An 11,981-nucleotide genomic window follows, 5' to 3' on the forward strand; every position below is an offset into this window, starting at 1 on the left:
CTACTCTATTTTTCTATGAAATATGTCCTTAACTGTTCTTTTACTCCCTGTAATTGTGTAGAAACTTGAGGGATGTTATATCCAACGTATAGTGGTGAAACGACAAATCGGGGAACAATTTTACATATGATTTTTCCATCTAAGCTATAAAAGAACATGTTATAACTATTACACCATTTATGAAAATCGTGTAATACGTAGCGTACCGTTTTTTGAATATAATCTGCCATCATATCAATTAAATTCGTATTTTCTATTATAATGTTAAATTCTGTAAAACCGATAATTGGATGAGTAGAAATATTCAACTCGATTCCGTGTTCTTTGTTTACAATGACTCCTTTGAAATGTTCGGTTCTTACATTTTGTCGATAGTCGACATGTTCCATACCAATAATTTGCATATGTGCATGGTGGATTGTTCCCCCTGATAGCGGTCCATGGTTTTTATATAAAATGACAGATTGGAATTTTTCGCTTTCTTCTAATGATAACCAGTGCTTAACTGAAAATCGGATAAGCTTTCGCATATGCTTTTGTGTATAGGTGGCAATATGATCGTAACAATTATCAGTTTCGATAATGACTGTCTGTAATGTATTTTGTAATGTCGGATATTTATTTTTTAGCCAAATAATTGTTTCATCCGTTTCTAAAATATTGCTTAGTTGTGTTTGATCGCAAAATGGGCAGGCTGTTTCTTTATTTTGCATGCTGTTTGGCTTTTGTTGTCCAATCTGATTTAAAAAGAATAGCTGTTGTTGTGTCTCCATTTTTCTCCCCCTGTAACCGTATGTATATGAAAAATTATCCTATATTTGGCGTATCGTTAATGAATATTTGAAAAGGGTCTGTGTATTTTGTTGGTGTAAATTCAATAATTTCATAACGAGCAATGTTATGAATATAAAAAGGATCTTCTGCAATAATTGTTTCTATCTCTTGTTCAGATACAGCATTCATTAAAATGATTCCACCAACGCGAGGGTTACGGCGCCCTGAAAATATAAACTTGTTTAGGTCGTATTATTTATCTAAAAATTGAATATGCTCCTACAGATAATGTTTTACAACCTCAAGTGGTTGGATATAATTTACCATTGTTAAAAACATATTTCTCCCCCTATTTGCCATATTCCAACTAGTACATATTCGTGAAAAGTCATTTTAAATCCTTTATAGTGGGATTAGGGAAAAATTAGAAAATAGAGTTATCATATGAAAGAAGAAAGAAATGTATCGTTTCCAATAAAATGATGTTTGTCATCGCATATCGCTTATCGACAATACTACAAGCAGATCAAATTCTTGTAGTAGAGGATGGGCATATTACAGGTGAAGGTACGCATGAGGAACTGATGGAGAAGCACGCATATTATAAAAAAATTGTATAACAGCAATTTGCGGTAGAGCAAAACAAAGACGAGATACCCTGCCTAATTTAGGATATCTCGTCTTTACTTTTTTCGCCGTCTTTTCATGAATTGTTAATTTCATCAACAATTGGTTTTGCATCAACTAAAATTTGAATAACAGTTTTTACAATATCTATCATGTGCTATGCCTCCTTTTATTTTTGAACCACAGCTGTCTTTTATGTATGAATGTGTCTATTTACATTATTTTCAGAAAAATGACTATCCAAACGTATTTTAGGAGAGTATAATAAAATGGTAAGTATAAAATTCCGTACGAAAGAGGTGAAAGAGATGAATCGTTCTATAGTTGTACGCACGCAATTTTTAGATTTTATCTACATTTGTCGTGCAATTTTTCATCGTGTAGTTGCTAACGGGATACGTATGCCCTTTTTTAGCAATTTCATAACAACTATTGAACGATAGAGGTCTCTTCACCCATTTTATAGAAACGTGTGAAAAGGGAACTATGGTGGTTTCCTTTTCTATTTTGAAATAAAAGCCGTGGGTAAGGTTCTTTACTCATGGCTTTTTTACGTTGAAAGGAGTACGGAAAAGATGATGATTTGTAGTGTAAACAATATAGCGAAGACATTTGGTGGAAATATCATATTTGAAAATATATCGTTTGAGATAAAGGAAGGCGACCGCATTGGTTTAGTTGGTCGTAACGGCAGTGGTAAAACAACAATTTTTCAACTGTTAACGGGAATGGAACATGTGGATGGCGGTGCTATTCATATGAAGAAAGGTACGCGTATCGGTCATGTTGCCCAAATTCCGAAATTTACTGAAGGGGTGACCGTATATGATGTATTAAGTTCTGCATTTGAGAAAGAGCAAGTATTAGAAAGGAGAATGCGGGAGCTCGAACAGAAGATGGCAGAAGAACATGAAGCGAGTGTTACGGAAAAAATGATGAAAGAGTACGGAGAAATACAGGAGCAGTTTTCCTTTTTAGGTGGTTATGAAATCGAAGCGAATATCATGAAAGTCGCTAATGGACTGCAAGTAACAGAATTATTTCCGCGAAGTTTTATAGAGCTAAGCGGCGGTGAACAGACGAAAGTGAGCTTAGCTTATATGCTCCTTAAGAAGCCAGACTTACTATTTCTCGATGAACCGACAAATCATTTAGATTTATTCGCGGTGGAATGGCTTGAGCAATTTTTAAAGGAATACAATGGGACAGTCGTTGTGATTTCACATGATCGTTATTTCTTGGATGAGGTCGTAACGAAGATTTTTGATTTAGAAGATGGGGAATTGCATGTATATCATAAGAACTATTCACAGTTTGTAAAGGAGAAAGAAGAAAGATTACTGCAAGAGTTCCAAGCGTATCAAGAGCAGCAAAAGAAAATAAAGAAAATGAAAGAGGCAATTAAAAGACTTAGGGAGTGGGCTAACCAAGCGAATCCGCCTAATGAAGGATTGCATAAACGCGCCCGCAATATGGAACGTGCTTTAGAGCGTATGGAAAAATTGAAGAAGCCTGTCTTAGAGCATAAGCAAATGGGTCTTCAGTTTGAAGGACAAGAACGCAGCGGGAAAGATGTTGTTATTATGAAAGAAGTCGGAAAAAAATTTGATGAACGTGTCTTATTTCAAGATGTAGAGTTACATGTCCGTTTTCAAGAGCGCGTTGCGATTGTTGGACGTAATGGTACAGGGAAGACAACATTATTGAAACTCTTATTACAAGAAATGAATCCAGATGTAGGTGAAATTCGTGTTGGGAGCGGAGTAAAGCTAGGCTATTTGTCTCAACATATGATCATTAATGACAAACAAACGGTATTAGAAATGTTCAGAGAACAGGTAGCAGTAACAGAAGGAGAAGCCCGTCATATACTTGCTCGCTTTCTATTCTACGGACCAGCTGTATTTAAAAAGGTGAATCAATTAAGCGGGGGCGAGCGAATGCGTTTAAGATTGGCACAGCTCATGCATCAAGATATTAATTTTCTTGTACTCGATGAACCGACAAACCATCTCGATATTGAATCGAGAGAAGTATTAGAAGAAGCGCTTGAACAGTATAATGGAACTATTCTGGCTGTATCCCATGACCGTTATTTCTTAAATAAATTGTTTGCGAAAACGTATTGGATTGATAATCAAACAGTGTATGGATTTGCTGGGAATTATGCTTGGGCACGCGAGAAGTGGCAAGAGAGCAGAGAAAAAGAACAACAAACTGTTGTACAAAAGGAAAAAATAGTAGCTGTGTCAAAACAAATACCTATAGATAAAGACATTATAAATTTGGAAGAACAGCTTATGAATGTGGAGCAAAGTATATACGAGTTAGAATGCAAAATGGCTGAAACTAAAAATGTTTTAGAATTGGAGAAACTATATAAAGAAAAAGAGCAAAAAGAATTATTAAGAACAAAATTATATGAGGATTTAGAGAATAGTATGGATATGAAGAATTAAAAAGCTGGTGTAGGATATATTGGCGTGTTACTTCTGTTTGCTGGTATCTTCTTTGTCATCGGTTTAACAAGAATACGTTATGATTAAACAAAAAGAAAGCAGAATTTACAGCCTTGCGCGCTGAATTCTGCTTTCTTTTTGTTTTTCTTCTGATGGCCCAAGTGAAATGATAATAGCAATCCCGAACATGAAGAGAAACACTAAAAAGAGGACGAGTGTCGGGAAGAAAGGAAATAAGAGTAATGCTCCTAATATAACGAGCATTAAACAAATATAGTTCAAAACATCTAGGAATAACTTGTCCATGTTTTCTCTCCTTTATTAAGAAACTGTTATTATCGTATGCTTGCTTTATAAAAAAAAGAATAAATTTTCAAGTAAGATTTTTGTATGTTGATAGAAAAATAGTTATGTTTGAAAGCGTTTTATATGTTAAATGCGTTTTGTACTATTTTATAAATTGTTTACATATAAGTATGCAAAGGACAATCTGGGGCTTAAATCATACTATTTTTGTGTGATTTATAAGTTTGGTAGGAAAGATATATAGAATTTGTACTGTAAAATACATAGGTTAGGATGGGGAGAAATGAATAATAAACTTACAGCTGCTCTTGCTACATTTCTTAGTACTTCTTTTCTATTAACATCATGCGGGCAAAAGGAAGCAAGTTCAAATGAAAAAGTAAACGTACTAAAAGTAAAGGGTGAGCTAATAGAATTTTAAATAGTTTATCAAAAATAACAATTCAATAAGCCTTTGGAAAAATATGATATAGAAAGAATTGACAAAATAAAGAAACGGATATAAGCTAATTAACATAAAGTCTATCGGAAAAGTCGGAATAAGATAGTTACCCCTCATGAAAAGTTTGTTTTTATAAAATAAAACCCGACTTTTACGATGGAATATAATGTGTGTTTTAGGGAGACATACATAGAAGAAGGAAAATTAGAAGGGGAGTTCATGAGGTGTAATACTCTAAAGAAAGTTAAGGTGGGGACAATGAAGAGAAAATCAAAGAAATGGGCAGGAGTATTTTCGGTTTTACTGAGTAGTTCGCTTCTATTATCGGCATGTGGTCAAGAAGAAAAGACATCTTCAGAGCCTGTAAAACAACAAGATTTAAAAGAAGCGAAAGTAGAAAAGATTGCAGCAACTGATAAATCAAAAAATCCAGAAAAAGCAAAACAGCGAAAAGATACGATTATTGCAGGTATTTCTAAGCCAGGTGGGGTTTTCTTGCCATACTTTCAAGAGAATGGTTGGGATGGAAATGTAACATCAGTTATCTTTGCTTCACTTGTCACAACTGATAAACAAGGAAAGCCAGTCCCAGATCTTGCAGAGAAATGGGATGTATCTTCCGATCAATTAACATATACATTCCACTTGCGTAAAAACTTAAAATTTAGCGACGGTTCACCATTAACAGCAGACGATGTTGCGTTCACATTGACATTACTACATGATAAAGCGTATGAAGGTGACGAAGATATTCTACAGTTTGCGATTAAAGGTGGGCAAGCGTATAAAGATGGAACAGCGACATCAATTGAAGGCATTAAAGTTGTTGATCCACAAACGATTAAAATTACGACAGAAAAAGTAAATTCTCAAGCATTATTGCATCTTGGTGGACCTGTTCTATCAAAAGCATATTACGGAAAAGATTATAAGCAAAATACAAATTTAAATTATTTGAAAGATCTATATGGTAAACCGCTTGCGGCTGGTCCTTATAAATTTGAACAGTATGTTCCGGGTCAAGAAGTTCGTTTCGTAGCAAATGAGAACTATTATGCTGGTAAGCCAAAAGTGAAAAACTTTATTTATAAGATTACAACTGCTGATACAAACTTCCAATTGTTCCAAACAGGTGAAACAGATTACGATGGATTTGCTGCAAATAGAGACAATGTTGAACAATTAAAAAGCTTGGGCTTTGCCAATATTAATCTCGAAACATCTAGTTCATTCTCCTATATTGATATGAACAATAAAAAGCCATATTTACAAGATAAAAAAGTACGCCAAGCATTGATTTACGGATTGGATCGTAAAAAATATGTTGATACATTCTTCCAAGGATATGGATCTGTAGCTAATGTACCAATTTCACCAGTCTCTTGGGCGTATACAGACGAAGGGATAAACAAGTACGAATATAACTTAGAAAAAGCAAAGAAATTATTAGACGAGGCAGGATGGAAAGTTGGTTCTGACGGTATTCGTGAAAAAGATGGACAAAAATTAAAATTAAGTTATTACGCTGCAAGTGGAAGAAAACAGGAAGAGGTATTTATTCCAATTGCGAAAGAAAACTATAAAGCATTAGGTGTGGAATTTAACCCAGAGATGATGGATTTTAACACATTAGTTGCAAAAGTACACAAAGGAGAGTATGACTTAGCAGCCGTTGCAACACCTGGTATCTCTGATCCTAGTGAACCAGTAGCTGACTACTTATCTACAAGTCCGAACAATGGTTCAGGATATAAAAATGCAAAAGTAGATGAACTTATTAAAAAAGGATTAGAAACAGTAGATATTGAGAAACGTAAGCCGATCTATAAAGAACTTTATAAAGAATTAAATGATGATCCACCGGTTATTTTATTAAGCTATCGTAAACTTCTGTATGCACACAATGCACGCGTAAAAGGTATCGATCCAGAAAAATACGATAGCATCATCTCAAACTTACCTGTTTTATCTATTGAAGAATAAAGATATACAAACGTGATAGAAGGCATTTTTTCATACAGTAAGCTAGCGGATGCTGTTGGGAAAATGTTCTTCTATTTTTAAGTATATAAGATTGGAGAGACAAAACGGTGAAGACGTATATCATTCGTAGATTTTTCCAGATGATTCCGACCTTGCTTGGGGCCTCTATTATTATCTTTTTCCTATTTGCACTGCTTCCTGGTGATTACGTGGATTCAAATCCAAAGTTAACACCAGAGAGGGCACAAGAGCTAAGGGAATTATACGGACTAAATAAACCGATTATCGAACGCTATTTTCATTGGCTCGGAAATGCAGTAACAGGGAACTTTGGTTTTTCATTGCAATATCAAGAGTCTGTTACATCTTTATTGAATAAGTTTATTTGGAACTCGTTTATTGTTGCAGCAGCAGCTTTATTTTTTACTTGGTTAATTGCACTTATTATCGGCGTTATTTCTGCAACAAAGCAATATTCACTGTTTGATGGGCTTGTTACACTTGGTGTATTTGCAGCAATGTCGTTTCCATCGTTTTTTATTGGTTTATTTATGATTAAAGTGTTTGCCGTAGATTTAAAATTATTACCAATTGGTGGAATGATTGATATCGGAAGTAACTCGACAGGTCTTACATATATATGGGAAGTTATAAGACATATGATTTTACCTGTATTTATTTTGACTCTTCTTGGGATAGGATCATTAACTCGTTATTTTAGAACAAGTATGCTGGAAGTTGTACGCCAAGACTATATTCGAACTGCAAGAGCAAAAGGATTGAAAGAAAAGGTTGTTATCTATAAACACGCTTTGAAAAATGCAATTTTACCAGCCATTACACTACTTGCTTTTGAACTGCCAGGATTATTTTCAGGGGCAATTATTATCGAACAAATTTTTAACTGGCCAGGTATTGGTCATATTCAATTAGAGGCATTAAGTTTCCGTGATTATCCTGTGTTAATGGCGTTCACGATGTTTCTTTCTTTCTTAACTATTATCGGAAACTTTCTAGCGGATATCTTGTATGCAGTTGTAGATCCGCGGATTCGATTGAAATAAGGAGGAGAATAACATGGAGAGCATAACACAGAGTACAAACAAGAATCTGCAAAAGAAAAGGACAAAATCAGTTTCCCCGTGGCGTCAAGCGTATAGCAGATTAAAGAAAAATAAACTGGCATTATTCGGTCTTTATAGTTTAATTTTTATGTTTGTATTTTCCTTTATTGGCCCATTTTTTTCTCCTTATGTTTCAGGAACTGTACAAGTGGGCCTAATTAATAAGCCGCCAACATTCTCGCATTGGCTTGGTACAGATCAGCTTGGAAGAGACATTTTAACTCGATTAATGTTAGCGGGACGAATTTCATTAACAATTGGCCTCGCATCCATGTTTTTATCTGTTATAATCGGCACGCTATTAGGAGCTATTTCAGGATTTTATCGAGGTGTGGTTGATCATCTTATTATGCGTATTGCAGATGTATTAATGTCTATTCCTGGATTGCCGTTACTTATCATTATGGGTGCAATTTTATCAGAATGGAAATTGCCGTCTGAATATCGGATTTATGTTGTGATGATTATGTTAAGTTTAGTTGGTTGGCCAGGTCTTGCAAGACTTGTACGGGGCCAAATTTTAACCCTTCGTGAGCAAGCGTTTATGCAAGCGGCAGATGTATTAGGATTAAAAGATTATCGGAAAATTTTATATCATTTAATTCCAAATACGATTCCACTTTTAATTGTTGTCGCAACATTAAATATAGCAGGGGCTATTTTAAGTGAGTCAGCGTTAAGTTATTTAGGGTTAGGTGTTGTGCCGCCTACACCATCGTGGGGGAATATGATTAATGCGGCAAATTCATTAATTGATTTTCAAAAACGCCCATGGCTTTGGATACCGCCTGGTTTTGCGATTTTCTTGACAGTTGTATCTATTAATTTACTTGGTGATGCGCTTCGAGACGCATTAGATCCAAAATTGAAGCGGTAGGTGAGAAACTATGAGCAAAACATTGGTAGAACTAAAGGATTTACAGACATATTTTCATACGGAAGAAGGGATTGTAAAAGCGGTTAATCATGTTAGTTTTTCTGTAAGGGAAGGAGAAACAGTTTGTGTTGTTGGTGAGTCTGGATGCGGAAAGAGTGTAACAGCCCTTTCTATTATGGGGTTAATTGCGGATTCAGGAGAAGTGGTCGGTGGAGATATTTTATTTGAAAATCGCAGTCTGCTAGAAATGGATGAAAAAGAGATTCGGAAGCTAAGAGGAAATGAAATAGCAATGATTTTTCAAGAGCCAATGACCTCGCTTAATCCAGTATTTACAGTAGGAGAACAGATTGTAGAAACATTGATCGAGCATGAACTTCTTAGTAAAAAAGAAGCATATAAAAAGGCAATTGAATTAATTCGTAAAGTAGGCATCGCCCGCGCAGATGAAATTGTTCATTCTTATCCACATGAGCTAAGTGGCGGGATGCTGCAGCGGATTATGATTGCCATAGCTTTAAGTTGTAACCCTAAGCTATTAATTGCGGATGAGCCAACAACAGCACTTGATGTTACGATCCAAGCACAAATACTAGATTTACTAAGACAAGTAAAAGAAGAGTTTAACACTTCTATTCTATTAATTACACATGATTTAGGTGTTGTGGCGGAAATGGCAGATTATGTAGTCGTTATGTATGGTGGTAAAGTGATCGAGGAAGCGCCTGTACTAGAGTTGTTCAAAAATCCAAAGCATCCATATACACAAGGATTACTAAAATCAAAGCCTGTTATGGGACAGCGAAAAAATCGATTATATTCGATTCCAGGGCAAGTACCAAATCTAGTAGAATTAGGAGAGTTTTGCTATTTTAGCGATCGTTGTGAGCATTGCATGGAAATTTGCCAAACGCAAACACCACAGCTTCAAGGGCATGAAGAGACTCATAAAGTAGCTTGTTGGTTATATGAGGAGCGTGCAGGGCAATGAGTGAACCATTATTAGAAGTAACAGACTTAAAAACGTATTTTCCGATTTCAGGTGGTATCTTTGGTAGAACGGTAGGTCATGTAAAAGCAGTTGACGGTGTAAGTTTCACTATTAATAAAGGTGAGATATTTGGTCTTGTCGGTGAGTCTGGTAGCGGTAAAACGACAATTGGCAAAACGATTCTTCGCTTAGTTGATAAAACGGAAGGTGAAGTGAAGTTTCAAGGGCAAGATGTACATAAGTTGTCTAAGAAGGAATTACAGCAACTTCGCCCGAATATGCAGCTCGTATTTCAAGATCCGTTCAGTTCATTAAACCCGAGAATGCGAATTGGTGATGCAATTGGTGAACCATTACTTGCACATGGTCTTGCGACGAAGGAAAATGTTCGTGAGAAAGTGCTAGAGGTATTAGAGTTGTGTGGTTTAGCATCGTATCATATCGATCGTTATCCGCATGAATTTTCTGGAGGGCAACGTCAGCGTATTGTCATCGCAAGAGCGATGGCGCTAAATCCAGATTTCATCGTAGCAGACGAACCGGTTGCGGCCCTTGATGTATCAATTCAAGCACAAATTATTAACTTGTTTAGTGAATTGCAGCGAAAAAAAGGATTATCGTATTTATTTATCTCTCATGATTTAAGTGTAGTTGAGCATTTATGTACGAAAATTGGGATTATGTATTTAGGGACAATTGTAGAAACAGCACCGCGTGATGAATTATTTGCAAATCCGCTCCATCCATATACGAAGGCGCTGTTATCTGCGGTTCCTATTCCGGATCCAACGGTAAAGAGGGAGCGTATTATTTTGCAAGGTGATATTCCAAATCCGGCAAATCCACCTGCAGGTTGTCGTTTTCATACACGTTGCCCGTTTGCGACAGATATTTGTAAGAAAGAAGTACCGGAATTTAAATGTGTTGGTAGTGAACATTATGTCGCTTGTCATCATGTATAACGAATGAAAACGGTGAGGGTGAATATGTTGTAACTCCAATACATAATTTAATAGAAACATGAAGGTTATTGAAAAAATGCCTCCTTTAAGTAAGTACTAGAAATTTCATCGATGTACAGAAAATGAAAAAGAAGATAATCATACTATACATAGTAGGTGGTTATCTTCTTTTCTATTTTTTATTATCCTTGTATTGTTTTAGGTAAAACATGTTGCTCGATGGCATAAGCTACACCATTCTCATCGTTTGTCGCTGTTACGATATCACATAGCTGTTTGACAGCGTCCTCTGCATTTCCCATTGCTATTGATAAACCTGCCACCTCTAACATTGGGACATCATTAAAGTTATCTCCAATGGCAACAGTATCTTGTAAAGGAATATGAAAATGTTTTGCCATTTCTTGTAATCCATTGCCTTTATGACCATGTTTGTCCATAATCTCTAAGTTTGTTGGGGCGGAAGCTGTCACCATAATTGCCGCATCTTTCTCTAAAGATTGTAGCAATTGTACACGCTTCTCTTTGTTGAATGTAAGGATAAAAAACTTTGAAATTTCAATGGTTGAGTCGGATACCACATCTTCAATACTTTGAAAAGTTGTAATTAAATTAGCTTTTAGTTGCTTCTCGCTAATTCGTTCAATTTCTTCAATTGTAACATCAAGGGAATCTTTGTTTAATTGAAAAGATTTTGTTACTTGTTCTTTCCAATTATACGGTGCATATACACCCTTATTTGTATAGAGTTTATACGGAAATTCCTCAGCTTCAAGCTGTTTTGCAATTTCATATACTTTTTCTTTTTGCAAAGTGCGCGAATGAATTACTTTTCCATCAGCATATACCACTGCTCCATTACTAGCTCCTAGAGGAAGAGATAAGCGGTATTGCTCGAGCAGTTTTAAAATATCTTCTTTTGCTCTGCCAGAACAAATCATAACGATATGTCCTGCTTCTTCAGCATTGCGTATGGCCTCTAAATTTTCCTGGGAGATTTCTAGATTGGATGATAAGAGCGTACCATCCATATCAAGTGCGATTAATTTCAAGCTGATCACCTCTTTGTCTCAATCATACTAAATTAAATGTTATATCGAAACTGTTACATTGTTGTTACACAAATATACTCATTTATTTTAACCACTTAATATATTTGAGAAGGTCAAAATATGAGGGGTATCGTCTATCTACGCTTTATACTTGTTGAAAAAAATAATAATTTTATACCAACTATTGCTTAAACAAAAAAGTTATGTTACATTAATGTTACAAACATTACATTATATGATTTAATATGACATTAAGTTAAAAACTATAAATAAATTATTTCTTGGGAATTTAATATAAAGATTTATAAAAAGGAGAATGAGAGTAATGGAAACTAAAGAAGTATTACAATTAACAAAAATGGATTTACTAGGATCAGCAGGAGT

General features: G+C 35.3%; 13 protein-coding genes. 9 read left to right on the forward strand and 4 right to left on the reverse strand.

Annotation, left to right across the window (positions count from 1 at the left end; all coding sequences use genetic code 11):
• Positions 1 to 5: 5 nt before the first annotated feature.
• Entirely contained in the window at positions 6 to 773 is a 768-nt protein-coding gene (locus ACTDJC_RS21555) for a DUF4931 domain-containing protein (RefSeq protein ID WP_440604648.1), read from the reverse strand.
• Between the two features lie 34 nt (positions 774 to 807).
• On the reverse strand, positions 808 to 1,008 hold the full coding sequence (locus ACTDJC_RS21560; protein WP_440604657.1) for a YciI family protein: 201 nt from the start codon (positions 1,006 to 1,008) through the stop codon (positions 808 to 810).
• 245 nt (positions 1,009 to 1,253) lie between these two features.
• Here ACTDJC_RS21560 and ACTDJC_RS21565 point away from each other — a divergent pair, with 245 nt between their 5' ends.
• The 3 genes from ACTDJC_RS21565 (at position 1,254) to abc-f (ending at position 3,860) form a co-directional block, all read left to right on the forward strand.
• Positions 1,254 to 1,394: a hypothetical protein gene (locus tag ACTDJC_RS21565; RefSeq protein WP_253631210.1), complete on the forward strand. Its 141-nt coding sequence runs from the start codon at positions 1,254 to 1,256 to the stop codon at positions 1,392 to 1,394.
• 315 nt (positions 1,395 to 1,709) lie between these two features.
• Complete coding sequence (locus ACTDJC_RS21570) at positions 1,710 to 1,844, forward strand: RAxF-45 family protein (RefSeq protein ID WP_098309333.1); 135 nt, start codon at positions 1,710 to 1,712, stop codon at positions 1,842 to 1,844.
• A 132-nt stretch (positions 1,845 to 1,976) separates the two neighbouring features.
• Complete coding sequence (gene abc-f, locus ACTDJC_RS21575; protein WP_440604649.1) at positions 1,977 to 3,860, forward strand: ribosomal protection-like ABC-F family protein; 1,884 nt, start codon at positions 1,977 to 1,979, stop codon at positions 3,858 to 3,860.
• Between the two features lie 105 nt (positions 3,861 to 3,965).
• On the opposite strand, the gene ACTDJC_RS21580 is transcribed toward abc-f, so the two are convergent.
• Positions 3,966 to 4,166: a hypothetical protein gene (locus ACTDJC_RS21580; RefSeq protein WP_377882309.1), complete on the reverse strand. Its 201-nt coding sequence runs from the start codon at positions 4,164 to 4,166 to the stop codon at positions 3,966 to 3,968.
• A 283-nt stretch (positions 4,167 to 4,449) separates the two neighbouring features.
• Between ACTDJC_RS21580 and ACTDJC_RS21585 the strand changes: the two genes are divergently transcribed.
• The 6 genes from ACTDJC_RS21585 to ACTDJC_RS21610 all read left to right on the forward strand — a co-directional run bounded on the left by ACTDJC_RS21585 (position 4,450) and on the right by ACTDJC_RS21610 (position 10,545).
• Positions 4,450 to 4,587, forward strand: a complete 138-nt coding sequence (locus ACTDJC_RS21585; RefSeq protein WP_440604650.1) for a hypothetical protein — start codon at positions 4,450 to 4,452, stop codon at positions 4,585 to 4,587.
• Between the two features lie 279 nt (positions 4,588 to 4,866).
• Positions 4,867 to 6,591, forward strand: coding sequence for an ABC transporter substrate-binding protein (locus ACTDJC_RS21590; protein WP_440604651.1), 1,725 nt, complete (start codon positions 4,867 to 4,869; stop codon positions 6,589 to 6,591).
• Positions 6,592 to 6,698: 107 nt separating this feature from the next.
• A complete protein-coding gene (locus ACTDJC_RS21595; RefSeq protein WP_440604652.1) occupies positions 6,699 to 7,655 on the forward strand; it encodes an ABC transporter permease in 957 nt (318 codons plus the stop codon).
• 13 nt (positions 7,656 to 7,668) lie between these two features.
• On the forward strand, positions 7,669 to 8,592 hold the full coding sequence (gene opp4C / locus ACTDJC_RS21600; RefSeq protein ID WP_440604653.1) for an oligopeptide ABC transporter permease: 924 nt from the start codon (positions 7,669 to 7,671) through the stop codon (positions 8,590 to 8,592).
• A gap of 10 nt (positions 8,593 to 8,602) precedes the next feature.
• Positions 8,603 to 9,583, forward strand: coding sequence for an ABC transporter ATP-binding protein (locus tag ACTDJC_RS21605; RefSeq protein WP_440604654.1), 981 nt, complete (start codon positions 8,603 to 8,605; stop codon positions 9,581 to 9,583).
• Positions 9,580 to 10,545, forward strand: a complete 966-nt coding sequence (locus ACTDJC_RS21610; RefSeq protein WP_440604655.1) for an ABC transporter ATP-binding protein — start codon at positions 9,580 to 9,582, stop codon at positions 10,543 to 10,545. The genes ACTDJC_RS21605 and ACTDJC_RS21610 overlap by 4 nt, the downstream gene beginning before the upstream one ends.
• Positions 10,546 to 10,727: 182 nt before the next feature.
• Here ACTDJC_RS21610 and ACTDJC_RS21615 read toward each other — a convergent pair whose 3' ends face one another.
• The gene (locus ACTDJC_RS21615; protein ID WP_440604656.1) at positions 10,728 to 11,597 is read right to left on the reverse strand and encodes a Cof-type HAD-IIB family hydrolase; all 870 of its coding nucleotides are present in this window, start codon (positions 11,595 to 11,597) and stop codon (positions 10,728 to 10,730) included.
• Between the last annotated feature and the right edge of the window lie 384 nt (positions 11,598 to 11,981).

It is taken from the genome of Bacillus sp. GB_SG_008, assembly GCF_052038115.1.
In the GTDB taxonomy this organism is placed as follows: Bacteria; Bacillota; Bacilli; order Bacillales; family Bacillaceae_G; genus Bacillus_A; species Bacillus_A rhizoplanae.